Raw genomic sequence first — 23,025 nt, forward strand, 5'->3', positions numbered from 1 at the left:
GCGCGTGTCACGCCTCAGGCAGTTTCCGTCCTGGCCTTTGCATCTCCCAGCGCGAAGTGATCGCCGGACCGCGTTAGCGACACCTTGCGCTGATGCAAGTCATCGAGCGTGTTGCGGTGGCCGATCGAAACGATGGTCGTGCCAGGCAGCTTGTCTTCCAGCAGCCGGTACAAAGCCGCTTCCGATGGTTCGTCGAGCGATGCGGTAGCCTCGTCAAGGAAGAGGTATTGCGGCTTTTGCAGCAGTGCGCGGGCGACGCCGAGGCGCTGCTGTTCACCGAGCGACAGCATGCGATTCCAGTGGCCATCTTCGTCAAGTCGGGTCGCCAGCGCGGGCAGACCCACGGACCTGACGGCATCGCCGACCTCCTGTTGGCTGAACGCGTCGGTCCCGGCAGGATAAGCCACCGCATCCAGCAATGTACCGACCGGGAAGTACGGGCGCTGCGGCAGCATCATGATCGCCGCATCCGCGGGGATGGAGATCTTGCCCTTGCCGAATGGCCAGATGCCGGCGATGGCGCGGAACAGCGTAGATTTTCCGGAGCCCGATGGGCCCGTAAACAGCGTGCGTTCCCCGCGGCGGAAGCTGAAGCCCGGCGTCTGCACCATGGGAGCGCCATTGGGGAGGGTGAGCGTCAGATCGCTCAGTGCGATGTCGCTGGCGCCGGTCTCAGTGGCGTGAACGATATCGGCCTTGGTCGTCAGCGCCTGTACGTTGGCAATGGCTGTCTCGAAGCCATCAAGGCGCATCACGCCGGACTGCCATTCCGCCAGTGTGCGATAGGCCGTGACGAAGAATGAAAGCGCACCCTGCACGGTGCCGAACGCATCCGCGGTCTGCATCACGGCGCCGAGCTGGACCTTCTCCGCAAAATAGGCTGGCGCGACCAGAACATAGGGCAGGATGATCGCGATCTGCTGATAGCTGACCGTGAAGGATGTCAGCTTCTTGGTGCGGCGCATGATGTCGATCCAGTTGCCGACGACCAGCTGGAAGCGGGTCGAGAGTCGCTGGCGCTCGACCGGCTCGCCGCGCAGGAGAGCGATCTGCTCGGCATTTTCGCGCGCACGCACCAGATTGAAGCGGAAGTCCGCTTCATAGCGCTGCTGCTGGAAATTCAGTGCCATCAACGGTGCACCGATATAGTGGGTCAGCGCAGTGCCGATCACGGCGTAAACAAGCGCGCCCCAGACGAGATAGCCGGGAATCGGGATATCCCGGCCGAACACATGCAGCGGCGCCGCGTCGGACAGGCCCCACAGGATGATCACGAAGGAGAGCAGCGTGACGACCGAACTCAACAGGCCGATGCCGATGTCGAGCGTCTTCTCCACGAACAGCTTCACGTCTTCGGCGATGCGCTGATCCGGGTTGTCGGCAGCGTCGCCCTGCAGCTGCATGCGATAGTGGTTGGCGTCGGCGAGCCAGTTGCCGAGATAGCGCTCGGTCATCCAGCGCCGCCAGCGGATCTGGAGCCACTGGTTGAGGTAGAGCTGATAGACCTTGAGTGCGATGTTGATCGCGGCAAGCACGCTGAAGTAAGCGAGCTGATAGGTGAAGACGTCGAGGTTTCTGTCCTGCAGTGCGTTGTAGAAGGTGTTGTTCCAGCGATTGAACAAGACGCTGAGACCGACCACCGCCAGCTCGATGGCGATCACCGCCGTGAGGAGTCCGAGTCCCGCCCATTTGTCCTCGGAACGAAAATAAGGAACCGCGATCCGCCAGACGGTCGCGAGCGTGGAGCGGATGTTATTCACAGGTCGTCTCCAGGAGGAGGGCCCTAAGCCCTTAAGATCAAAAATGAATTCCAGCGTTTAGACTAAAGTAGCTGGTTTGATGGCCTGCGGCACCTTGTCGCGAAACTGTGATTCACCCTAGCATGACGAAAAGCGAGGCATGGGGGCCTCGCCTTCGCGTAGCCTATGGGCGCTATCGGCTTTGACCGATCGTGGATGCCCTCGCAAGTGAACAATCAGCAATTTGCCGATCGATAACGATCGAGCCGCTGCAATAATATAAAGGGGGAGAACGACCATGTGGAATCAGGTCTACAATCCATTCAATAGCTCGACGATCTCGACGCTTGTAGCCGCGATACCGGTGGTCGTCCTGCTGGTGCTAATCGCCACCAACAAGGTCAAGGCACATATCGCTGCGATCATTGCGCTGGTGCTGGCCAATCTTGTGGCGATCTACGCATTCACGATGCCCGCCAATATGTCGCTTCGCGCATCGGCGCTCGGCGTCGTCACCGGCTTCTTCCCGATTGGCTGGATCGTCCTCAACGTCATCTTCATGTATCGCCTCACGGTGGACAGCGGCCGCTTCGAGGTACTGCAACGCGCCATCGGCGGCGTCACCAATGACCGCCGCCTGCAGATCCTGCTGATCGCGTTTTCGTTCGGCGCATTCTTCGAGGGCGCGTCGGGCTTCGGTACGCCGGTGGCCGTCACCGGCGCCGTGCTGATCGGCCTCGGCTTCTCGCCGCTGGCTGCGTCCGGCCTGTCGCTGATCGCCAACACCGCGCCCGTCGCTTATGGCGCGCTCGGCACGCCAATCCAGGGCCTCGCCACCGTCACCGGCTTCGACCCCTTCATTCTGGGCGCGATGGTCGGTCGACAGTTGCCGATCTTCTCCATGATCGTCCCGTTCTGGGTGGTCTGGGCCTTTGCCGGCTGGAAGGGCATGAAGGAAGTCTGGCCTGCCATCCTCGTTACCGCGCTCTCCTTCGCGATCCCGCAATTCGTGATCTCGAACTTCATCAATCCGTGGATCGTCGACATCGGCGCCTCGCTGATCTCGATGGGCGCGTTGATCCTGTTCCTGAAGGTCTGGCAGCCCAAGACGATCTGGACCTCGGCCGCGCTGCGCCAGCACGACGATTCCGCGTCCACCGTGCCGCCGGTGAAACCGATGAGCACGGAGAAGCTGACCTCGGCTCAGGTCTGGAGCGCGCTGACGCCATGGATCATCCTCTGCGTCATCCTGCTGGTCTGGGGCACCAACTGGTTCAAGGGGATCGTCAACCCGATCTTCTCCTGGAATTTTCCAGTGCCTGAACTGCACAACATGATCAACAAGGTGCCGCCGGTGGCCGCCAAGCCGACGCCGGAAGGCGCGGTGTTCGCGTTCACCTACGTCTCCTATACCGGCAGCGGCATGTTGCTGGCTGCGATCATCTCCGGCTTCATCATGGGCTTTTCGCCTGCGAAGATGATTGTGGAATATGGCCGCACCATGAAGATCTGTGCCTACTCGCTGATCACCATCTCGGCGATGCTGGCCATCGGCACGCTCACGCGTCTGTCGGGTGTCGACGCGACGCTCGGTCTGGCCTTCGCTGCCACCGGCGTGCTGTACCCGTTCTTCGGCACACTGCTTGGCTGGCTCGGCGTGGCGCTCACCGGTTCGGATACCGCATCGAACGTGCTGTTTGGCAACCTGCAGAGGATCACGTCCGAACAGCTCGGTCTGTCGCCGATCCTTATGAGCGCGGCGAACTCGTCCGGCGGCGTGATGGGCAAGATGATCGACGCGCAATCGATCGTTGTGGCCTCCACCGCAACCAACTGGTTCGGGCATGAGGGCACGATCCTGCGCTTCGTGTTCTGGCACTCGATCGTGCTGGCCTGCATGGTCGGCCTGTTCGTGATGCTGCAGGCCTATGTCTATCCGTTCACGCTGATGGTCCTGGCGCCGTAGGGCACACAAGGATTCAATGACGAAACCCCGCGGCTGCAAGGCCGCGGGGTTTTTTCGTTGTCGCGCCATATTGTTTCCCGACGGTTCTGGTCAACCGTCGCGGCCGCGCGTAGAACCGCGGCCATTGTCGCCGATCCCATCACGCCGAGAATTCATATGACTGCCATGACCACTTTGCTGCGGGCCGCTCTTGCCGGCGCTGCGTTTCTGATTGCCGTCCCTGCGCATGCCGCCGAAGAGTTTCCATTCGGCATGGAAATGACTCTGGATGCACAGCGTCAGCCCCGCTCGAAGCGGATTCCCAATCTGGAAATCGGCGAGGCCGGCGAGGCGCGGGTGGAGTTGTGGTGCAAGGGCGGCAAGGGGCAGTTCTCGGTCGCTGGCAACACCGTCGTCTTCGTCGCCGGCGCGATGGAGAACCGCAGTTGCTCGGACGCACAGGCCGCGATGGACGATCAGTTGATCGCCGATCTCGGCGCGGCCACCAATTGGCAGCGGCGCGGTGATGCAGTGACGTTCGTCGGGCCGAAGTCGCTCGGGTTCAGGTTGAATACGAATTGATAGTTTAAGCTGCGAAGGCGCTCCACTTCCCCTCTCCCCCGCGGAGCGTAGCTCCGCCAGGCGGGAGAGGGTGGATCGAACCGCGAAGCGGTTCGAGACGGGGAGAGGGGGCGCCACGAACTCCGGCCCTCTCCCGCCTTCGCTGCGCTCAGGCACCCTCTCCTTGCTGCGCTGGGGGAGAGGGGAAGAAAGAGCGTAGTCTTACGTGCTACTTCCAGTTCGAATTATCTGCATCCCAACGCTGTGCCTTGAACTCCGCCGCGACAGCTGCAACCGCGCCGTTGTCGTCGCGCGGATCACTCTCTTCATCGGCCGTCGGCGAATCCGCGAGAGCCAGCTTCGCGCCCGAGTTCTCATCCGCAGTGGTGACTGACGGCGTGCTGACCCACAGGATCAGCTTATCCGTCGTGCCGGGCTTGTCGGGAGCGATGATCGCGTTGACCTCGACCGTCTCCGTCAATTCGAGCGCGGGCAGTACCTGACTCGGGCGCTTGAAGGTCAGCTTGAGCTTTCCGGTCTCGTCGTCCCATGACGCGGCGGCAGGTTTGCCCGACATGGTCTTGGCGAGCACATTCGCCAGCGTGGTCGCAACCTTGTCGCGATTGATCTTGTCACCATCGCGCCAGTCGGCGGCTGCAAGGCGCACGGTACGATCCATGTCGATAGCGCCCGTGGTCCAGCCGACATTGACGACGCCGGGATAGGTCTTGGTTTTGGCGACGAACGTCGCGGCGCGTTCCGGATCGATGGCGAGGCTGATGACCTGCTCGCCGGCGCGCAGTGCATCGCACGATACGGCCAGGCTGTTCAACGCCACTTCGACATTCTGCCCGCGCAGCGTGCGGACGAAATCGAGTGCGGCTTCGAGCTTGATCTTCACCGCGATGGCTTCTGGCGAGACTTCGGTGAAATCCTTCGGCGCGGGCGCGATATTGTCGTCGGTGGACTGATTGTCCTGGAATTCCTTCTCGCTCTGATCGGAATTGTCCGAGGAGGTCACGTTGTTGTTGGTCTGACCGACCGAGATCTGCCCCTTGAATTCGAACGTGTCGCCGGTCGGCCGGCGATTCAGTTTGATGGTCACCGGCAGCTTGTCGACCTGGGTCTGCGTTGCGCCGGTCAACGTCGAACCGCTGACCGTGAGATTGGCGACGAAGCGATCCTTGCGGTCGCTGCCCTTCTCGGCGGGATAGCAGACATCAAGCGTCGCGGCGGTCACGGCCTTGCCCTGCCGCGTCTCGCGCAGGATGACGTCGGCATTGCCGTTCATGACGCCGTCGATCGAGGTGAAATAGCGCGTCTCGGGGCCTGCCGGCTGGCTCTTCGGCGCGGCTTTCACCTGCGCGAAGGCGTGGTGGACGGTCCCAACCGAGGCGGTGACCGTAAGGCCGAGCAGACAAAGATGAAGCGCGCGCATTTCAAAAGTCCCTGGACGTTATCGACGTGTCTCCGGGCGGATTTATCTGATTCCGCCCATGCGAGATTAATCACGGGATTGAATCAGAACCGCGACCAAGGCGAAAGGCCATAAGTCGCAGGCGCATTGTATCAGGGCAAAAAAGAGGGCCGCCCGGAGGCGGCCTTCGATCACAATGCAGTTGAGCGTGAAAGCAGGGCTTAGAAGCCCATGCCTCCCATTCCGCCCATGCCACCCATACCGCCGCCACCGCCCGGCATCGCCGGTGCAGCTTCCTTCGGCAGTTCGGCGACCATGGCTTCGGTGGTGACCAGCAGGCCGGCAACCGAGGCGGCGTCCTGCAGTGCAGTACGCACCACCTTGGCCGGATCGATGATGCCCTTGGCGACCATGTCGACATAGGTTTCGGTCTGCGCGTCGAAGCCGAAGGTCTCGGACTTCTCGTCTAGGATCTTGCCGACCACGATCGAACCTTCAACGCCGGCGTTTTCGGCGATCTGGCGGATTGGAGCTTCCAGCGCCTTCAGCACGATGTTGATACCGGCCTGCACATCGGCGTTCTCGTTGGTGAGACGGCCGACGGCCTTCTTGGCGCGTAGAAGCGCAGTACCGCCACCGGGGACGATGCCTTCCTGAACGGCCGCACGGGTGGCGTTCAGCGCGTCATCCACGCGATCCTTCTTTTCCTTCACTTCGACTTCGGTCGCGCCGCCGACGCGGATCACCGCGACGCCGCCTGCAAGCTTGGCCAGACGCTCCTGCAGCTTCTCACGGTCGTAGTCCGAGGTGGTTTCCTCGATCTGCGCCTTGATCTGATTGACGCGGGCTTCGATCGCCGGCTTCTTGCCAGCGCCGTTGACGACAGTGGTGTTTTCCTTGTCGATCACGACCTTCTTGGCGCGGCCGAGCATGGCGAGCGTGACGCTTTCCAGCTTCATGCCGAGATCTTCCGAGACGAGCTGACCGCCGGTCAAGATCGCAAGGTCTTCCAGCATCGCCTTGCGGCGATCGCCGAAGCCCGGTGCCTTGACGGCAGCAACCTTGAGGCCACCGCGCAGGCGGTTGACGACGAGGGTGGCGAGGGCTTCGCCTTCGACGTCTTCAGCGATGATCAGCAGCGGCTTGCCCGACTGCACCACGGCTTCGAGCACCGGCAGCATGGCCTGCAGGCTGGAGATCTTCTTCTCGACGAGCAGGACGTACACGTCCTCGAGCTCGGCGGTCATCTTCTCGGCATTGGTGACGAAGTAGGGCGACAGGTAGCCGCGATCGAACTTCATGCCCTCGACGATGTCGACTTCGGTCTCGAGCGACTTGTTCTCTTCAACCGTGATGACGCCTTCGTTGCCGACCTTCTGCATTGCCTGGGCGATCATCTTGCCGATGGCAGCGTCGCCGTTGGCGGAGATGGTGCCGACCTGGGCGACTTCAGCCGAAGACGCAACCGGCTTGGCGCGCTTGGTGATGTCCTTGATGACGGCGGCGACGGCGATATCGATGCCGCGCTTGAGGTCCATCGGGTTCATGCCGGCAGCAACCGACTTGGCGCCTTCACGGACGATGGCCTGGGCCAGCACGGTGGCGGTGGTGGTGCCGTCGCCTGCGGTGTCGTTGGTCTTCGAGGCGACTTCGCGCAGCATCTGCGCGCCCATGTTCTCGAACTTGTCCTCGAGCTCGATCTCCTTGGCGACGGTGACGCCGTCCTTGGTGATGCGCGGAGCGCCGAACGACTTCTCGATCACGACATTGCGGCCCTTCGGACCGAGCGTGACCTTGACGGCGTTGGCGAGAATGTCGACGCCGCGCAGCATGCGATCGCGCGCGTCTCCGGAGAATTTAACGTCTTTGGCTGCCATTGGGATAACTCCTGGTGATTTCCCTCATCCTGAGGAGCGGGCGTTAGCCCGCGTCTCGAAGGATGAGCTGATGGGATATTGTTTGTGGCTTCATCCTTCGAGACGGCAGCTGCGCTGCCTCCTCAGGACGAGGTCGGAGCGGATAGCTTTAAGCGATCACGCCCATGATGTCCGACTCCTTCATGATGAGGAGTTCTTCGCCGTCGAGTTTGATCTCGGTACCCGACCACTTGCCGAACAGAACCTTGTCGCCGACCTTGATGTCGATCGGGATCAGCTTGCCGGCTTCGTCGCGGCCACCGGGGCCCACGCCGACGACTTCGCCTTCAGACGGCTTTTCCTTGGCGCTGTCCGGGATGATGATGCCGCCCTTGGTCTTCTCGTCGGCGACGATGCGCTTGACGACGACGCGGTCGTGCAGCGGGCGGAATTTGGTCTTGGCCATGGGAGTGTCCCTTTAGGGTTTGCGATTTCGTTGCCATCTCGGAGGCGGGCGGGAATCCAGCCGGAACGCTCAAGGCGGCCGGCTCATTCCCTTAGCAATCGCGCTCCGGGAGTGCTAATTGAGCGTCCGGGAAATATGGCCAGACGCTTTTTGAGTCAAGCGAGGCCTTAAGGCCTTGGTGAGGCCAATATAGGATGATCTGGAAACCATAATGGAGAGTCGGCGTAATTCTGCCGACCTCATTGCGCCGTCAGGTGTTTTGCGCTTGGCTGCCGGGACGGGCAGCCGGGGAATTTGCTCTAGGGGATAATATGATCAGGTCACGCTACGCCCGCACGGTTGCCCATCTGGCGATCGTTTCAACTTTGGCGCTGTCATTGGGCGGGTGCGGCACGTCTGGTGGATTGGGCGGGTTCAGCTTTGGGAACTCGCAGCCGACACCGCCGCCGGAGCCCCCGCCGGCGCCGGAACTGCCAGCCTCGATCCGCTCGGAAGAACTCGTCGGCCGCTGGGGTCTGGCATCTTACATGAATCCCAATGATCGCGTTCGCACTGAGAACGCCGCGCGCGGCCAGTGCAAGCAGCCCTATATCATCGGCCAGGGCGCCACCGGCGGCGTCATCATGCATCTCGCCGACGAGGCGACGCCGCAGGAACTGCGCCTCAAGGGCTCGCCGAGCGGCAAGAACTATATCGGCCCGCCCGGTCCCGCCGGTGGTGAGAAGGATCGCGAGATCGTCTCCTTCGACGGCCGGATTCTCGTCACGCGCTTCATCGACAAGGACGCTGCGGTTCGCTACGGCAACATGGTCTATGTCCGTTGCGCACCCAAGGCCTGACCTGAGGCGTAAGGCGGGTCCCGCCACTCCCTTGAAGACGTGAGCCCATGCACCGATTGCGCGACCTTGTTTTCGGACCGGGCCGCGCGGTCCTTGTGCTGGCATTCACCCAGATCCTGACCTGGGGCATCCTGATCTATCCACCTGTGCTGACCATGCCGCATATCACGGCGGCGCATGGCTGGTCGCTGGCCTTCGGCATGGCGGGCTTTTCGCTGGGGTTGATCGTATCGGGACTACTGTCGCCGGTGGTTGGTGGATTGATCGACCGCCACGGCGGCAATGTCGTCATGGCATCGGGCGCATTGGCCGGTGCCTTGGGTCTCGCTCTGTTTTCAGTCGCCGATCATCCCGCGACCTATCTGGCCTGCTGGCTGTTGCTCGGCGCTGCAATGTCTGCGTCGCTCTACGATCCCGCCTTCGCCACGTTGACGCGTATCTTCGGTGCCTCGGCGCGGCGGCAGATCACCTTCGTGACCTTTGCAGGCGGCTTCGCCTCGACGGTCGGCTGGCCGGCGACCCATCTTCTGCTTGAGGCTGTCGGCTGGCGCGGGACCTATCTGACCTTCGCAGCGATCTTCGCCTTTGTCGTTGCGCCGCTTCATGCTTTTGCATTGCCGCGCCACGTCGCCGTCGCGCCTCTGCCCGTGGTGGACGCCGTTGTCGTCCCCCAGCAGGCAACCCAGCGCCCGGAAGGCTGGCCGTTCATCCTGCTGGCGGCGGCGTTCTCGCTTTACAGCTTCATTCTGTCGGGCGTGACCTCGAACCTGCTGGCGCTGCTGGAGCGCGGCGGGCTCAGTGCTGCAACGGCGGTGACCATCGGTGCGATGTTCGGACCGGCGCAGGTGGCATCGCGGCTGGCGGACTTCATGCTGGCGGGGCGCACCCATCCGCTGTGGATCGCGCGCGGGGCGGTGGTGCTTGTAGTATCGGCCTTCGCAATGCTGGCCTTTGCAGGGATTTCGTTTCCGCTGGCGGCCTTGTTCGCTATCGGATTCGGCGCCGCCAATGGCGTCATGACCATCGCGCGCGGTGCGCTGCCGCTTCTGATGTTTGGCCCGGTGGGGTATGGCCGTGTGATCGGCCGTATCGCGCGGCCGGCTTTGTTCGTGCAGGCCTTTGCACCGTTCGTGGTGGCATCCGCGGTCGAGACGCTGTCCGACCGCATGGTGCTGCTGCTTGGGACCGTGCTGGCACTCGCGGTGCTGCTCTGTTTCGTGATGATAAAAACGCCGGGCATTGCTGCCCGGCGTTAAGCGATCTCTAACTGTGGTCGAAAATTATCTTAGCCGAACAGCGCGTCGATATCGTCCTGCGAAGCATGGCCGACGTCGCCGTCCAGCTTCGGGCCGTTGAGTAGCTTGTCGTCTTCGCTGCGGTCATCGACCTTGGCCGGCGCATGCGCCTTGATCTCATCGACGCCACCCCAGATGTCCATCATCGCGGTGATGCGGTTCTCGATGAACTTCATCGTGGTCATGACCTTGCTGATGCGCTGGCCGGTGAGGTCCTGGAAGTTACAGGCTTCGAAGATCGCGACGACGTTATCGCCGATCTCTTCCAGCATCTGCTTCTGCTGATCGGGTGAGGTCACCTTGCCGAGCGCTGTCGATGCATTATCGATGGCTTCGGCTGCGGCGAGAATCTGCTGCGTGGCTTCTTCGGTGCCGCCGACGACGGCGCCGAGCTCACCGTTGACCTTCGCCATTTCGTCGCCTTCAAAGCTCTTGCCGTGAAGAACTGCGATTTCCATCTTGGTGCGCGTAATGGCGTCGTGGATCAGATCGAGTTCGATCTTGAGCTTTTCGCACTGCTCGATCTGAGCGCGGTAGGTGGCCAGCAGCGCCTGTGCTTCCGCAACCTGCTGATCGGCGGCGGCGCCGACCTGATCTGTCACGGCGTTGCGGGCCGGCGCTCCCATCTGCGCGCGGATCGCGCGGAGCTCAGCCATGATTTCGCGATGCATTGGCATCGGCTCGCTGCTGCCCACCACTTCATTGGGCATAGGCGCGGTACCGAAAACTTCTTCAATGCGAAATCGCTTGCGACGAACAGACATCAGGTCCCCCAACGTTCAATCAATCCCCCGTTCGTATACCCATGAGTTTAACGTGAAGTTCACGCGGGAACATCGCACCTATAGTCGAAATTTCCGCGAGAGAACTGTTAGTTAACCATGGGGCTTTGGCGTTCATTCAAAATAAACGCTACCAAATAGAACTGAGCCGTTTGACGACGTGGTGAATCCAAACGGCGATTGTGTTTACCAAACCGAGGCGATTTTAACCTTAAGTCGGAGTGTGCAAAGCGCTTCTCAGGTGAGAACGCGCACGACGAAACAGTGCAGAGTACGTCGATGTTCAAAAAGTTCTCTCTCACGCTTCTTGCCAGCGCATCTTTCATCGCCGCTGGATCGCATCAGACACTTGCGGTGGAAGCCGCGGCGCAATTCGCCGAGCCTCCGGTGGTGTATGCGCAGCAGCCGCAACGCCCCATGCAGCGGACGGCTTACGCCGAACGCTCGCGCATGGGCGGCGGCTTCATCGAGTTTCTGTTCAGCGATGGTCCGGCGCAGCAGGGGCAGCGTTATCAGCAACAGCCGGATTACTCTTACGAGCAGCGACGTTCGCTGCTGCCGCCGATGGATCCGCAACAGCGTGTTTATCAGCAGGAGGAGACGGCAGATGCCGCGCGCCCCGCGCTCGATCCCAAGTATCAGCCGCAGATGGTCGAGTATCAGGGCAGCGAAAGCGCCGGCACCATCGTTGTCGATACGCCGAACAAGTTCCTGTTTCTGGTGCAGGGCGGTGGCAGAGCGATGCGCTATGGCATCGGCGTCGGCCGTCCAGGCTTCACCTGGTCCGGTGTGAAGACGATCACGGCGAAGAAGGAATGGCCGTCGTGGACGCCGCCAAAGGAAATGCTGGCGCGCCGTCCTGATCTGCCGCGTTACATGGAAGGCGGTCCGGAGAATCCGCTCGGCGCACGCGCAATGTATCTCGGTTCGACCCTGTATCGTATTCACGGCTCCAATGAGCCATGGACAATCGGCACCAACGTATCCTCAGGCTGCATCCGCATGCGCAACGAGGATGTCATCGATCTCTATGGCCGCGTTGGCGTTGGCGCCCGGGTCGTCGTGATCTGATTGATCTTCCGTCACATGAAAACGGCCGCTCGTGAGAGCGGCCGTTTTTGTGTTGCTGGTCTAAACGATCAGGCCAAATCGCTGTCGTCGGAATCCAAGTCCATGGCGTCATAATCGCCGTCGTCCTGGTCTTGATCCTGGTCCTGATCGGCATCGGCCTGCGCCTGATCGAACGATCCGGCGCGCGAGCCGCTGGACGAACCGATATCATTGACGCCGGCCTGATTGCCGAGGTTGCCGCCGGAGGAATCCGAACCGGAGCTCCACGGGCTCTTGCTCTCGCTGGCATTGGCGGCATCGCCGAAACCTTGCTGATGGCTGCCACCCATCATCGAACGGATGCTGCCGAGCAGAAGCGAGCCGCCGACCACGCCGGCTGCGGCTGCCGCTGCGGTGCCCAGAAACGAACCGCCGCCACCAGCCTGAGGTTGCTGCTGGCCGAACTGACCCGGCGCCTGACCTTGGCCGTATCCGCCCTGACCATAGCCACCCCGTGGCTGTGGCTGGCCGATGACCTGCCCAGTGTTCCAGGCAGGACGGCTCGGCTCGGGCGGGCGAACGCTCGGCACCGAGCCGCGCGGCTGATTCGGGTTCTGACCCTGACCGAACAGGGCGTCCCGCATCGAATCGAGGAAACCGCCCTGAGCGGCCTGTTCGGGGGCGCCGTTGCCTTCCAGTTGCTGGATGCGCTCATGGGCGCGCTTCAGCGCTTCGTCCTGCAGCAATACGGTCTGCACCAGCGCATAGACCGCATTGGGTGCGCGGCGCTGGCCCTGCGCAATGGCGTCGAGCGCGTCCGGATCGCGTGGCGCGCCTTCGACCTTGCTGAGCCGGTCAAAGAGATCGTCAACCAGTTGGCGTTCTTGCGGTGTCATGGCGTCCTCTGTCTTCAAAGCGCGCTTGCTTTGCGCGCTGGAGATGTAGTGACGCTTTGTGTCGCAATAAGTGCCGCCTGGATTAAATTTAGTTATGCGACAAAACGACCGGCAAGCCTTGTCGTGCTTCCTCTTGTCATGCTTCCAGCGCGTAGCGCGCCAGATTGGCCTTCAGCATGTCGAGAATCTGATCCCGTGCCGGATCGCGGGTCCCTCTGACCCAGGCTGCGGCGAGCGGAAGCCGGTTCATTGCCGCCATGCCGAGCGGCATATAGCGCACGCCGCGTGCGGGCATGCGAGACGTCCAGCGCGGCACGATCGCCAGCCCGATTTCGGCGGCAACGAGATTGACGATGGTCTGCTTCTCGTCAGCGATCTGCACGACATTGGCCTGCAGCCCGGATTCCGCAAACAGCTTCATCGTCAGGTCATGACTATGCGGCCGCGACCGTCGCTCCGGCACGATTAGCGGCTCGTCGGCGATGTCGGCGATCGTCAGATGCGTGCGCGACGCCAGCGGATGGCGCTCGGAGACAGCCACGACGGCTGTCTCGTGAAACAGAAACATGAATTCCAGCCGCTTGTCGGCACTCTCGGGCGGCCGGACAAAAGCGAGATCGAGCCGGCCCGACAGCAGGCGCGGCAGCAGCCGGATCGTCTTGTCCTCATCCAGCTTGATGGCAAGGTCAGGGGCGCGTTCGCGAAGATCGTGAAGCAGCGCCGGCAGAAGCCCGGCGGCGGCGCTGTCGATTGCGCCGACCCGGATCGTGGCTGCACGGGCACGCACGCGTGCCCGGAATGACGATGCGATCTGATCCGCGCGGGCGAGCAGGTCGCGTGCCTGTTTCAGAAACTCGGCGCCATCATCGGTCAGGGCGACGCTGCGCGTCGTGCGCGTCAGCAGGCGTGTGCCGAGATCGTCCTCAAGGAGGCGGATGTAGCGGCCGAGTGCCGACGGCATCATCTCGAGCCGCTGCGCCGCGCGGCCGAAATGCAGTTCGTCCGCCGCGGTTACAAAACAGCGCAACTGGTGCAGATCCATCAAGCCTCCCGATGGCGCCCTTCGGCCGCCTCGGGAGTTATTATATCATTTATTTGTATAAACAACCGCGATTGAGCCGGGCGTAGCTCGCCTGCAGGGTGGGGAGAGCCAGTTCAACCCAGCAGAGATCTCACCATGCGCGAATATTCCATCGCGGCCATCCCGGCCGACGGGATCGGTCCCGAAGTCATCGCCGCCGGCACCCGCGTGCTCGAAGCCCTGCAGAAGCGCGTCGGTGACGTGACTTTCAATGTCGAGACGTTCGACTGGGGCTCGGCCTATTACCGCAAGCACGGCGTGATGATGCCGGCCGATGGCCTGCCGAAGCTGAAGAAGTTCGACGCGATCTATTTCGGTGCGGTGGGGGCGCCCGATGTGCCCGATCACATCACGCTGTGGGGCCTGCGGCTGCCGATCTGCCAGGGCTTCGACCAATACGCCAATGTGCGCCCGACCAAGATCCTGCCCGGCATCACCTCGCCACTGCGCGGTGTCGAAACCGGCGATCTCGACTGGGTGATCGTGCGCGAAAATTCCGAAGGCGAATATGCCGGTTGCGGCGGTCGCGTACATCGCGGGCTGCCGGAGGAAGTCGGTACCGAAGTCTCGGTGTTCACCCGCGTCGGCGTGGTCAGGATCATGCGCTACGCGTTCAAGCTCGCGCAGTCACGTCCGCGCAAGCTGCTCACCGTCGTCACCAAGTCGAACGCGCAGCGCCACGGCATGGTGATGTGGGACGAGATCGCCGACGAAGTGTCGAAGGACTTCCCTGACGTCACCTGGGACAAGATGCTGGTCGACGCCATGACCGTGCGTATGACGCTGAAGCCGCAGAGCCTCGACACCATCGTGGCCACCAATCTTCACGCCGACATTCTCTCCGACCTCGCCGGCGCACTGGCCGGTAGCCTCGGCGTGGCGCCAACAGCGAATATCGATCCTGAGCGCCGCTTCCCGTCGATGTTCGAACCGATCCACGGCTCGGCCTTCGATATCACCGGCAAGGGCATCGCCAATCCCGTCGCGAGCTTCTGGACCGCCGCGCAGATGCTCGATCACCTTGGCGAACCCGATGCCTCGGCGCGGTTGATGCGTGCGGTGGAGAAGGTCTGTGAAGCCGGCATCATCACACCGGATGTCGGCGGCAAGGCCACGACGAAAGAAGTGACCGACGCCGTGGTAGACGCGATCCATAGTTCGAACGTCTGACACGATTTCCGAACGCCCCGGCCTCACCGGGGCGTTCGTCTTCAATAAATCAAAACAATATTCAGGGAGGATCTCATGAAAGCCACAGCTACACTTGCGTTTGCGATTACGCTGGCAAGCTCCGCTGCCTTCGCGCAGGGCTATCCCAACAGACCGATCACCATGCTGGTGCCGTTCGCGGCCGGCGGTGCCACCGACACCGTTGCGCGCGTCACCGCGGCGACCATGTCAAAATTGCTCGGCCAGACCATCATCATCGAAAACGCCACAGGCGCCGGCGGCACCATCGCGGCGGCCCGCGCGGCCCGTGCCGAGCCGGACGGCTATACGATCCTGATCCATCACATCGGAATTTCTACGGCTGCGACGCTGTATCGCAAACTGCCTTACGACACCAAGACCGCCTTCGCGCCGATCGGCCTCGTCACCAATGCGCCGATGACCATCATCTCCCGGCCGAACCTGCCGCCGAACACGCTCGCCGAGCTGATCACCTATATCAAGGCCAACGGCGACAAGATGACCTTCGGCAATGCGGGCCTCGGCGCGGCCTCGCAGCTCTGCGGCCTGATGTTCATGAATGCCATCGACAAGCAGATCCTGTCGGTGCCCTACAAGGGCAACGGCCCGGTGATGAACGACCTGATCGCCGGCCAGATCGATCTCACTTGTGACCAGACCACCAACACCACCGGCCCGATCGCGGCGAAACTTGTGAAGAGCTACGCGATCACGACGAAGACGCGTTTGTCGTCCATGCCGGACCTGCCCACCGCGGATGAAGCCGGCCTGAAGGGTTTCGAGGCCGGCGCCTGGCACGGCATCTATGCGCCAAAGGGAACGCCTGACGATATCGTGCAGAAACTGGCGAAGGTGCTGCAGGATTCGTTGCGCGATCCCGAGCTGATCAAGCGCTTCAACGACATCAACACCGATCCGGTGCCACAGGATCAGGCGACGCCGCAGGCATTGAAGAAGCAGCTCGACAGCGAGGTCGATCGCTGGGCGCCGATCATCAAGGCGAGCGGACAGTTTGCCGACTAGCGCGCCAGCGTGACGTTGTTTGTCGCCAGCAACTGCACGAAGGCATCGCTTGCCAGATATTGATATTCGCGCTCGCGCTGGTCGGTGAACGGGTCGAGGTCGATCAGGATCTCATCGACATGGCCGGGATGGCACATCACCAGCCCGCCATTCGGAAGGTCGTTGAGGAAACCGGCCATGAGCGTGCCGAAGTCGGCGTGCTTCGTGAAATCGTAGGCGCCGGCGAATCCCGGATTGAACGTCACGCCGGCGCGCGTCGCACGTCGACGGAACGTGGCGCTGAGCGTGTCAAGCAACAGCGCCTTCGGATTATCGAGGCGTTGGCCTAACGGCAGCACACGGCCGGATTGCCGAACCCAGGCCTTCGGCGCATTTTTCTTCACTGCGGCGAGGAGCGCATCGCGCACCTGCGGGAAGGTCTGTACGTGCTGGTGCCCGTCGACATAGTCGGGGGCGCGCCCGAACAGGGCCACAAACTTCGCGATCTGCGTAGTCAGCTCGGTCTCGATGGCCTCGCGATCGAGTTTTCGCAACAGGCTGAAGCGCAGCATCTTGCCGAGCGGCAGAAACAGTTCATCAAGCAGCGGCCGGTAGTGCATCGTCAGCGGATGAAACGGGGCGGTCAGTGTCGCGTGGAGCCCGATCTCGCAGTTCGGATTCTTGGCGACGGCGTCCTGCAACGCACTCACGTCATCGCGCGAAATCGCAGGACCGACCACCATCACGGATGTGGCGTTGAGGCGTCCAAGCGCAATGAGTTCGCGGATGCCCTGATTGACGCCGGGGCTGATGCCGTAATCGTCGGCGCAGAGCGTGATGCGGCGCAGGGCTGCGCCGGTCATTCGGCAGCGGTCCGGTCGGTGGTTTGCGCCACGCTATCGGGAGTGTTGCGCTTCACGCTGTGTTCGGCGACGAAATAGATCGGCCGCGCCTTCAGTTCGGACAGGATCTTGCCGATATATTCGCCGAGCACGCCGATCATGATCAGCTGCACGCCGCCGAGGGTCATCAGGCCGACGACCAGCGATGGATAGCCCGGTACCGACTTGCCGGAAACCCATGTCTCCCACAGGATCGACAGACCGAACAGGAACGCGCCGAAGGCGAGCAACAGACCGAGCAGGCTGGCGAAACGCAAAGGCGCCACCGAGAACGAGGTCAGGCCCTCGATCGACAGGCCGATCAACTGCTTCGGATTGAACGATGTCACGCCGTGCTCGCGTGCCGCGGGCTCATAGTCGACGCGGAGCTGGCGGAAGCCGATCCAGGTCGCCAATCCCTTGAAGAACCGGTTGCGTTCCGGTAGCTGGCGCAGCGCTGCCGCGGCACGCGGCGACAGCAAACGGAAGTCACCGGCATCTTCGGGGATCTTCTGCCGCGCACCCCAGTTGATCAGCGCATAGAAGCCGCGGACGGCCTGGCGGCGCAGGAAGGACTCGTTGTCGCGATGCGCCTTGGCGGTATAGACGACGTCATAACCTTCGACGATCCAGTGCCGCACCAGCTGTTCGACCAATGACGGCGGATGCTGGCCGTCGCCATCCATGAACAGCACGGCGCCCTTGGTGACATGGTCGAGCCCTGCCATCAGCGCGGCTTCCTTGCCGAAATTGCGCGACAGTGACACGACCTGAACGTCGAGCGACGTGGCTTGCAGGCTGCGCGCAACCGCCAGCGTGCCATCGGCGCTGCCGTCATCGATATAGACGACTTCGCAGGCGAGGCCGTGGCGTTCTTTCAGTGTCGTCGCAAGCGTCGCCAGCCGCTCATGAAACAGAGCAAGGCCGGGCGCCTCGTTGTAAACAGGCACAACGATCGACAGGCCTTGTGCCGCGGCGGTCGCGGCATCGGTCGACAGGCTCGATACGTCGCTGCCCAGCATCATCGATCAGATTCCGATATCCAAAATACGCTCATGAATCATATGGTAATCAGCCAGTGCGTCCGCCAGCAAGGCGAAACGCCGCGCTGCGCGTTACTGCCGCAAGAACGCCTCAAGTTTGGCGAACAGCGGATTCTCGCGATCCATCACATAGTCGAGCGAGGCGACCGAGACGGTATCTGCGCCGTTGGCACGCAGGAAGCTGCTCAGCGCGTAAAGCTGCGCCGGCGGGCAGTGCAGCGTGATCATGCCCGACGAGGTCGGGCCGCCGAACGGCGATACCACGCCGAAGCGGTTGTGTGCCTCGGTGAGGAGCGCCTGATTGCAGCCGGCGAAGCGGGTGCGCACTTCCTTGTATTTGCTGGCGCGGGCGCGCGCGGCAATGTGGTCGAGAATGATGCGCGCAGTTTCCAGGGACTGTGCCGACCAGTCGGCGGCGCGCGAGGCGACGAGATTGGCCTGGCTGCGCAGGATGACGCCGTCATCGAGTACCTTGAGGCCGTTGGCGACGAGGGTCGCGCCGGTGGTGGTGATGTCGACGATCAGTTCGGCGGTGCCGGTGGCCGGTGCGCCTTCGGTGGCGCCGGCGCTTTCGACGATGCGATAGTCGACCACGCCATGCGACGCGAAGAAGTTGCGTGTCAGGTTGATATACTTCGTGGCGACGCGCATGCGGCGATTGTGCTGCGCGCGGAAGCCGGTGGTGACGTCATCGAGATCGGCCATGGTGCGGACGTCGATCCAGGCCTGAGGCACGGCAACGACCACATTGGCGCTGCCGAAGCCCAGGCCATCGATCAAAGCGACCTTCTTGTCGGCGTCGGGGATGCTTTCGCGTAGCAGATCTTCGCCGGTGATGCCGAGATGCACGGCGCCGCGCGCCAGGTTCGAGGCGATCTCGCTGGCCGAGAGATAGGCGATTTCGACATTGTCGAAGCCGGCTATGGTGCCGCGGTAATCGCGCACGCCGCCCGGCTTCGCCAGCGTCAGGCCCGCGCGGGTGAAGAAGGCTTCGGCGTTTTCCTGCAGCCGACCCTTGGAGGGAACGGCAAGGACGAATGGTGCGGTCATGACGCGCTCCCGGAAACCAGCGCCGAGGACGCGTTCTGAGTGAGGGCTTCGATCCAGATCGAGAAGCCGACCGCAGGGATCGGCGCAGCGGAGCCGAGCTGCGTCAGCAGTCCGTCATAACGGCCGCCGGCGACCAGCGGCTCGGTGCCGTTGCCCTTGCAGTGCAGTTCGAATTCGAAGCCGGTGTAGTAGTCGACGCCGCGGCCGAACGACGTCGAGAAACGCGTCTTGGTGGTATCGATACCGCGCGCCGCCATGAAGCCGATGCGGCTTTCAAATTCGTCGATGGCGGCCGTGATATTGAGTTTGGCATCGGAGGCGAGCTTGCGCAGTTGCTGCAGGGCATCGTCGGGATCGCCTGATATCGCGAGGAAGCGCTTGATCAGCACCAGCGCATCGCGCGGCAGTGCGCCGCCTTTCAGCGTCGACTGTTCGAGGAAGCGATCGGCGATTTCTGCCACCGAACGGCCGCCGACATTGGTGGCACCGGCGATCGACATCAGGTCGGTGACCAGTGCCAGCGCTGCCTTGCGGTCGGAGCCTGCCAGCGCGGCGAGTACGCCTTCATATTCGTTACGCACCGGCGACTCGGCGAGGGTGAGCCGGTCGAGGTCGTGGGTCAGGCTGATCTTGCGGTTGAAATCCTTCATCAGCCGGCGCTTCCATACCGGATAGAGGTCGAGCGCCTCGATCAGCGCCGCGAACAGCGCGACGTCGCCGGTGCGGATCTCGATATCGCTGAGGCCGAAGGCGGCGGTGGCCTCAAGGCCGAGCGCCAGCATTTCGGCGTCGGCCGCGGCGCGGTCCTGGCGGCCGAAGGATTCGATCCCGGCCTGCTGGAATTCGCTGGGCGTGCCCTGCCGATAGCGGAACACCGGGCCGAGATAGCTGAAGCCGGCGGGCTGGCCCGCCTGCGATGAGGCGAGATAGTCGCGCGCCACGGGGATCGTGAGATCCGGCCGCAGGCACAGCTCTTCGCCCGATGCGTCGGTCGTCAGATACAGGCTCTTGCGGATGTCTTCGCCGGACATGTCGAGGAACGGATCGGCCGGCTGCAGGATCGCCGGCTCGGCATGGGCGTAGCCGGCCTCGGCAAACGACAACAGCAGCGCATCCGCCCAGGCGGCGGATCCGGTCGCGCGAGGGGCGGCGGGTTTGGTCATCTCGAAGTCCAGCAATCTCAACAGAGTGGTCGTTGGCGCAGCCCATAGCATGGCGGTTGCGACGTTTCGACCACCATCACCCGGTGGCCTTAATGTCGGGTCATGGCAGCGGGCTATTTGCCTACTTGGTTACCATTCCAGTCACCAAGGGCCGTCTGCATCAGTGCCAGCGCAGCCACCGCCGCCGTATCGGCGCGCATGATCCGCGGACCCAGCGCCAGCCGGAGAATATTGGCCTGTTTCAGCAGCAAAGCCCGTTCTTCCTCGGCAAAGCCGCCTTCCGGGCCGATCAGCACATCGATTCCGGCTGAGGCGGCCTCCCGGGCGCCAGTCAGCGCGGCCACGGGATCGGCCACCTCGGCGGCTTCGTCGCAGAAGATCAGCAGCCGTTTGGCATCTCGCTGGTCGAGATATTTGGGCAGGTTCAGCGGCTCGGCGACGCTGGCCACGCTCAGAATTCCGCATTGTTCGGCCGCCTCGACCACATTGGCGCGCATCCGCTCGGTATTCACCCGGCTGGCCTGGGTAAAGCGCGTCATGACCGGTTGCAGCGCCGCCGCGCCCATTTCGATGGCCTTCTGGACCATGTAGTCGAGCCGGGCATGTTTCAGTGGGGCGAATACATAGGTCACGTCGGGCAGGCGATCCTGCGGCCGGACCTGGGTCAGCAGGGTCAGGCGGTCTGCCCGCTTGCCGCCGGAAATGGCGGCCTGCCATTCGCCGTCTTTGCCGTTGAACACCAGCACCGAGGCGCCGGAGCCCAGCCGCAGCACATTGCCGAGGTAATTGCTCTGGTTGCGGTCGAGCGAAATGGTTGCGTCGGCCGCAAAAGGCGCATCGACAAAGAGGCGGGGACTGCGGAAATCGGCTTGCGGCATCGTTCATGTTCCATTCAGAGGGCGAGCTCTAGCCCAACTGCGACGAATTATCATGCGAGAACGCGGCTTTGCGCCGCGCTGCCGCCCGAATCCGCGTGCTGTTGGTGGGTTGTTAAGGCTTGGCAGGAATCGTAGAAAGTCCTGAATCAGGATGGGCTTCGCCCCCGATCAATCGGGGCACTGAGCTGCCGGAGGAATATCTGTGATCATCCGTCGTTTGATTGTGCCGCTGTCCATGGCCGTGCTCGCCATGCAGGCTATCGAAGTTCATGCCCAGGGCGCGTTTCCCGCGCCGCTGCCGGGCAATAGCTCGGCTGCGCCTGCGAGTTCGTCGCCGTTCCCGCCGGTGAACGGTGCGCCTGCCAGCGCATCGCCATTTCCGCCGGTCAATGGTGCGGCGGCTGCGCCCAGCGCGTTTCCCTCCAACGGCGCTGCGCCGATCGGTGGTGGCGGCTTTGGCGCTCCTCCGCAGCAACAGGCGGGCCCGCCCGGCGGCGAAGATTGCATGAAGGGCTTTCTGCCCCTGCGTCAGGACGCCGAAAAGAAGGGCGCTGCCATCAAGGCTGCGAGCGAGCGTCGCGCGCCTCCGGACGAGGCCTGCAAGCTGATCACCTCTTTCTCTCAGACCGAAGTCAAGATGATCAAATACATCGAGGCGAATGCGCAGAAGTGCGGCATCCCGCCCAATGTCGGCGAACAGATGAAGACCGGTCACAAGAACACCGAAGGCATGCGGCAGAAGGTGTGCAGCGTCGCGCAGCAGCAACGGGGTGGCGGTGGTGGTGGCCCGGTGGCAGCGCCGCGTCTGAGCGACGTGCTGGGCTCCTCGGCATCGCTGCCGGAAGCGAACAATGCGCGCAAGAGCGGCGGCACCACCTTCGATACGCTGAACGGCAACGTGCTCACCCGATGATCGGGTGGCAGATCATTCTGTTCCAATGAGCGACGCGGCCGCCCGCGTTGCGGATGCGACCGGCAACTGGGTCGATCGCTCGGCGCCATTGTGGTCGCGGCCCTATCTGCGGCTGTCGCGCTTCGATCGTCCGATCGGCTCATGGTTGCTGCTGATGCCGTGCTGGTGGTCGGCGGCGCTCGCCTCCGGCATGGCGCACGATATCCATCAACTGCCCAAGATGATCGCGCTGTTCTTCATCGGCGCCTTCGTGATGCGCGGTGCCGGCTGCACCTGGAACGACATCACCGATCGCGACCTCGACGCCAAGGTGGAGCGCACGCGCTCGCGGCCGATTCCGGCCGGGCAGGTTACGGCGAAACAGGCTTTTGCATTTCTGGTGCTGCAGGCGCTGATCGGTCTCGTGGTGCTGCTGCAGTTCAACAGTTTCGCCATTGCCACCGGCATCGCCTCGCTTGGCATCGTTGCCGCCTATCCCTTCATGAAGCGCATCACCTATTGGCCGCAGAGCGTGCTGGGCCTCGCCTTCTCGTGGGGTGCGCTGATGGGCTTTGCCGTGGTGTTCGGCCGCATCGATGCGACAGCGCTGGCTTTGTACGCCGGTTCGATCTGCTGGGTCATCGCCTATGATACGCTCTATGCTCATCAGGACACCGAGGACGACGCGCTGATCGGCGTGAAGTCGACGGCGCTGCTGTTTGGGGAACGCACGCAGGCCGCGCTGACGCTGTTCTACGGGCTTGCCGTGTTGCTGATCGGCGCGGCGCTAGCACTGGCTGGCGCACGCTGGCCGGCATGGCTCGGCCTCGCGGCATTCGCCTTGCATCTGGTCTGGCAGATCACCCGCATCGATATCAGCGACTCCGCATTATGCCTGCGGCTGTTTAAGTCCAACCGTGACGCGGGGCTGCTGCTGTTTGCAGGATTGCTGGTGGATGCCATCATGCGGGCGGCGTAATCGCGCCTTCCCAGGCATT

The 23,025-nt window shown here is 62.8% G+C and carries 21 protein-coding genes; 9 read left to right on the forward strand and 12 right to left on the reverse strand.

All coding sequences use genetic code 11. From position 1 onward, the window contains the following. Positions 1 to 14: 14 nt before the first annotated feature. The gene (locus AB7828_RS26955; RefSeq protein WP_441231657.1) at positions 15 to 1,760 is read right to left on the reverse strand and encodes an ABC transporter ATP-binding protein/permease; all 1,746 of its coding nucleotides are present in this window, start codon (positions 1,758 to 1,760) and stop codon (positions 15 to 17) included. A gap of 277 nt (positions 1,761 to 2,037) precedes the next feature. Here AB7828_RS26955 and AB7828_RS26960 point away from each other — a divergent pair, with 277 nt between their 5' ends. After that, positions 2,038 to 3,705 carry an L-lactate permease gene (locus tag AB7828_RS26960; protein WP_441231658.1) on the forward strand — a complete coding sequence of 556 codons (1,668 nt, stop codon included), beginning with the start codon at positions 2,038 to 2,040 and terminating at the stop codon, positions 3,703 to 3,705. A 165-nt stretch (positions 3,706 to 3,870) separates the two neighbouring features. Continuing rightward, the gene (locus tag AB7828_RS26965) at positions 3,871 to 4,266 is read left to right on the forward strand and encodes an META domain-containing protein (RefSeq protein ID WP_441232320.1); all 396 of its coding nucleotides are present in this window, start codon (positions 3,871 to 3,873) and stop codon (positions 4,264 to 4,266) included. A gap of 208 nt (positions 4,267 to 4,474) precedes the next feature. Here the strand turns inward: AB7828_RS26965 and AB7828_RS26970 are convergent, their stop codons facing one another. From AB7828_RS26970 to AB7828_RS26980, 3 genes are all read right to left on the reverse strand, one after another. Next, positions 4,475 to 5,683 (reverse strand): hypothetical protein, encoded by a 1,209-nt coding sequence (locus AB7828_RS26970; RefSeq protein ID WP_441231659.1) that lies wholly within the window; start codon positions 5,681 to 5,683, stop codon positions 4,475 to 4,477. A 200-nt stretch (positions 5,684 to 5,883) separates the two neighbouring features. Continuing rightward, positions 5,884 to 7,539: a chaperonin GroEL gene (groL, locus tag AB7828_RS26975; protein ID WP_068733597.1), complete on the reverse strand. Its 1,656-nt coding sequence runs from the start codon at positions 7,537 to 7,539 to the stop codon at positions 5,884 to 5,886. Between the two features lie 148 nt (positions 7,540 to 7,687). Beyond that, positions 7,688 to 7,984 (reverse strand): co-chaperone GroES, encoded by a 297-nt coding sequence (locus tag AB7828_RS26980; protein WP_089261928.1) that lies wholly within the window; start codon positions 7,982 to 7,984, stop codon positions 7,688 to 7,690. A 311-nt stretch (positions 7,985 to 8,295) separates the two neighbouring features. Between AB7828_RS26980 and AB7828_RS26985 the strand changes: the two genes are divergently transcribed. Together AB7828_RS26985 and AB7828_RS26990 are read left to right on the forward strand one after the other, a co-directional pair. Then, the gene (locus tag AB7828_RS26985) at positions 8,296 to 8,823 is read left to right on the forward strand and encodes a hypothetical protein (protein WP_068733601.1); all 528 of its coding nucleotides are present in this window, start codon (positions 8,296 to 8,298) and stop codon (positions 8,821 to 8,823) included. A gap of 47 nt (positions 8,824 to 8,870) precedes the next feature. Beyond that, the gene (locus tag AB7828_RS26990; RefSeq protein WP_441231660.1) at positions 8,871 to 10,079 is read left to right on the forward strand and encodes an MFS transporter; all 1,209 of its coding nucleotides are present in this window, start codon (positions 8,871 to 8,873) and stop codon (positions 10,077 to 10,079) included. A gap of 29 nt (positions 10,080 to 10,108) precedes the next feature. Here AB7828_RS26990 and AB7828_RS26995 read toward each other — a convergent pair whose 3' ends face one another. Continuing rightward, complete coding sequence (locus AB7828_RS26995; protein ID WP_089261924.1) at positions 10,109 to 10,882, reverse strand: protein phosphatase CheZ; 774 nt, start codon at positions 10,880 to 10,882, stop codon at positions 10,109 to 10,111. A gap of 297 nt (positions 10,883 to 11,179) precedes the next feature. Here AB7828_RS26995 and AB7828_RS27000 point away from each other — a divergent pair, with 297 nt between their 5' ends. Beyond that, a complete protein-coding gene (locus AB7828_RS27000; RefSeq protein WP_441231661.1) occupies positions 11,180 to 11,971 on the forward strand; it encodes a L,D-transpeptidase in 792 nt (263 codons plus the stop codon). 68 nt (positions 11,972 to 12,039) lie between these two features. Here the strand turns inward: AB7828_RS27000 and AB7828_RS27005 are convergent, their stop codons facing one another. Together AB7828_RS27005 and AB7828_RS27010 are read right to left on the reverse strand one after the other, a co-directional pair. Then, positions 12,040 to 12,846, reverse strand: a complete 807-nt coding sequence (locus AB7828_RS27005; RefSeq protein WP_441231662.1) for a DUF2076 domain-containing protein — start codon at positions 12,844 to 12,846, stop codon at positions 12,040 to 12,042. Positions 12,847 to 12,982: 136 nt separating this feature from the next. After that, positions 12,983 to 13,888, reverse strand: a complete 906-nt coding sequence (locus AB7828_RS27010) for a LysR family transcriptional regulator (protein ID WP_120288551.1) — start codon at positions 13,886 to 13,888, stop codon at positions 12,983 to 12,985. Between the two features lie 135 nt (positions 13,889 to 14,023). On the opposite strand from AB7828_RS27010, the gene AB7828_RS27015 reads away from it, so the two are divergent. Together AB7828_RS27015 and AB7828_RS27020 are read left to right on the forward strand one after the other, a co-directional pair. Next, positions 14,024 to 15,097 (forward strand): tartrate dehydrogenase, encoded by a 1,074-nt coding sequence (locus AB7828_RS27015; protein ID WP_115034037.1) that lies wholly within the window; start codon positions 14,024 to 14,026, stop codon positions 15,095 to 15,097. A 75-nt stretch (positions 15,098 to 15,172) separates the two neighbouring features. Further along, positions 15,173 to 16,141 carry a tripartite tricarboxylate transporter substrate-binding protein gene (locus AB7828_RS27020; RefSeq protein WP_093759382.1) on the forward strand — a complete coding sequence of 323 codons (969 nt, stop codon included), beginning with the start codon at positions 15,173 to 15,175 and terminating at the stop codon, positions 16,139 to 16,141. On the opposite strand, the gene AB7828_RS27025 is transcribed toward AB7828_RS27020, so the two are convergent. The 5 genes from AB7828_RS27025 to AB7828_RS27045 form a co-directional block, all read right to left on the reverse strand. Then, on the reverse strand, positions 16,138 to 16,983 hold the full coding sequence (locus AB7828_RS27025) for a ChbG/HpnK family deacetylase (protein WP_441231663.1): 846 nt from the start codon (positions 16,981 to 16,983) through the stop codon (positions 16,138 to 16,140). The two genes, AB7828_RS27020 and AB7828_RS27025, sit on opposite strands and share 4 nt — an antisense overlap. Beyond that, positions 16,980 to 18,023 carry a glycosyltransferase family 2 protein gene (locus AB7828_RS27030; protein ID WP_439080040.1) on the reverse strand — a complete coding sequence of 348 codons (1,044 nt, stop codon included), beginning with the start codon at positions 18,021 to 18,023 and terminating at the stop codon, positions 16,980 to 16,982. Before AB7828_RS27030 ends, AB7828_RS27025 begins: the two co-directional genes overlap by 4 nt. A 93-nt stretch (positions 18,024 to 18,116) precedes the next feature. Continuing rightward, positions 18,117 to 19,094 (reverse strand): ATP phosphoribosyltransferase, encoded by a 978-nt coding sequence (gene hisG / locus AB7828_RS27035; RefSeq protein ID WP_068733618.1) that lies wholly within the window; start codon positions 19,092 to 19,094, stop codon positions 18,117 to 18,119. Continuing rightward, positions 19,091 to 20,257 (reverse strand): ATP phosphoribosyltransferase regulatory subunit, encoded by a 1,167-nt coding sequence (locus tag AB7828_RS27040; protein WP_441231664.1) that lies wholly within the window; start codon positions 20,255 to 20,257, stop codon positions 19,091 to 19,093. Before AB7828_RS27040 ends, hisG begins: the two co-directional genes overlap by 4 nt. Positions 20,258 to 20,370: 113 nt before the next feature. Continuing rightward, the gene (locus AB7828_RS27045) at positions 20,371 to 21,135 is read right to left on the reverse strand and encodes a 16S rRNA (uracil(1498)-N(3))-methyltransferase (RefSeq protein ID WP_441231665.1); all 765 of its coding nucleotides are present in this window, start codon (positions 21,133 to 21,135) and stop codon (positions 20,371 to 20,373) included. Between the two features lie 205 nt (positions 21,136 to 21,340). Here AB7828_RS27045 and AB7828_RS27050 point away from each other — a divergent pair, with 205 nt between their 5' ends. Continuing rightward, positions 21,341 to 22,048: a hypothetical protein gene (locus AB7828_RS27050; protein ID WP_441232321.1), complete on the forward strand. Its 708-nt coding sequence runs from the start codon at positions 21,341 to 21,343 to the stop codon at positions 22,046 to 22,048. 25 nt (positions 22,049 to 22,073) lie between these two features. Beyond that, on the forward strand, positions 22,074 to 23,006 hold the full coding sequence (gene ubiA / locus AB7828_RS27055; RefSeq protein WP_441231666.1) for a 4-hydroxybenzoate octaprenyltransferase: 933 nt from the start codon (positions 22,074 to 22,076) through the stop codon (positions 23,004 to 23,006). Positions 23,007 to 23,025 lie beyond the last annotated feature (19 nt).

Source organism: Tardiphaga sp. 215_C5_N2_1 (assembly GCF_052076055.1).
GTDB lineage: Bacteria > Pseudomonadota > Alphaproteobacteria > Rhizobiales > Xanthobacteraceae > Tardiphaga > Tardiphaga robiniae.

Excerpts from the sequence above, each read along its gene's own strand:
- AB7828_RS26960 (WP_441231658.1), top strand. The coding sequence starts at position 2,038 with ATGTGGAATCAGGTCTACAATCCATTCAATAGCTCGACGATCTCGACG.
- AB7828_RS26965 (WP_441232320.1), top strand. The coding sequence starts at position 3,871 with ATGACCACTTTGCTGCGGGCCGCTCTTGCCGGCGCTGCGTTTCTGATT.
- AB7828_RS26970 (WP_441231659.1), bottom strand. The coding sequence starts at position 5,683 with ATGCGCGCGCTTCATCTTTGTCTGCTCGGCCTTACGGTCACCGCCTCG.
- groL (WP_068733597.1), bottom strand. The coding sequence starts at position 7,539 with ATGGCAGCCAAAGACGTTAAATTCTCCGGAGACGCGCGCGATCGCATG.
- AB7828_RS26980 (WP_089261928.1), bottom strand. The coding sequence starts at position 7,984 with ATGGCCAAGACCAAATTCCGCCCGCTGCACGACCGCGTCGTCGTCAAG.
- AB7828_RS26985 (WP_068733601.1), top strand. The coding sequence starts at position 8,296 with ATGATCAGGTCACGCTACGCCCGCACGGTTGCCCATCTGGCGATCGTT.
- AB7828_RS26990 (WP_441231660.1), top strand. The coding sequence starts at position 8,871 with ATGCACCGATTGCGCGACCTTGTTTTCGGACCGGGCCGCGCGGTCCTT.
- AB7828_RS26995 (WP_089261924.1), bottom strand. The coding sequence starts at position 10,882 with ATGTCTGTTCGTCGCAAGCGATTTCGCATTGAAGAAGTTTTCGGTACC.
- AB7828_RS27000 (WP_441231661.1), top strand. The coding sequence starts at position 11,180 with ATGTTCAAAAAGTTCTCTCTCACGCTTCTTGCCAGCGCATCTTTCATC.
- AB7828_RS27005 (WP_441231662.1), bottom strand. The coding sequence starts at position 12,846 with ATGACACCGCAAGAACGCCAACTGGTTGACGATCTCTTTGACCGGCTC.
- AB7828_RS27010 (WP_120288551.1), bottom strand. The coding sequence starts at position 13,888 with ATGGATCTGCACCAGTTGCGCTGTTTTGTAACCGCGGCGGACGAACTG.
- AB7828_RS27015 (WP_115034037.1), top strand. The coding sequence starts at position 14,024 with ATGCGCGAATATTCCATCGCGGCCATCCCGGCCGACGGGATCGGTCCC.
- AB7828_RS27020 (WP_093759382.1), top strand. The coding sequence starts at position 15,173 with ATGAAAGCCACAGCTACACTTGCGTTTGCGATTACGCTGGCAAGCTCC.
- AB7828_RS27025 (WP_441231663.1), bottom strand. The coding sequence starts at position 16,983 with ATGACCGGCGCAGCCCTGCGCCGCATCACGCTCTGCGCCGACGATTAC.
- AB7828_RS27030 (WP_439080040.1), bottom strand. The coding sequence starts at position 18,023 with ATGCTGGGCAGCGACGTATCGAGCCTGTCGACCGATGCCGCGACCGCC.
- hisG (WP_068733618.1), bottom strand. The coding sequence starts at position 19,094 with ATGACCGCACCATTCGTCCTTGCCGTTCCCTCCAAGGGTCGGCTGCAG.
- AB7828_RS27040 (WP_441231664.1), bottom strand. The coding sequence starts at position 20,257 with ATGACCAAACCCGCCGCCCCTCGCGCGACCGGATCCGCCGCCTGGGCG.
- AB7828_RS27045 (WP_441231665.1), bottom strand. The coding sequence starts at position 21,135 with ATGCCGCAAGCCGATTTCCGCAGTCCCCGCCTCTTTGTCGATGCGCCT.
- ubiA (WP_441231666.1), top strand. The coding sequence starts at position 22,074 with ATGAGCGACGCGGCCGCCCGCGTTGCGGATGCGACCGGCAACTGGGTC.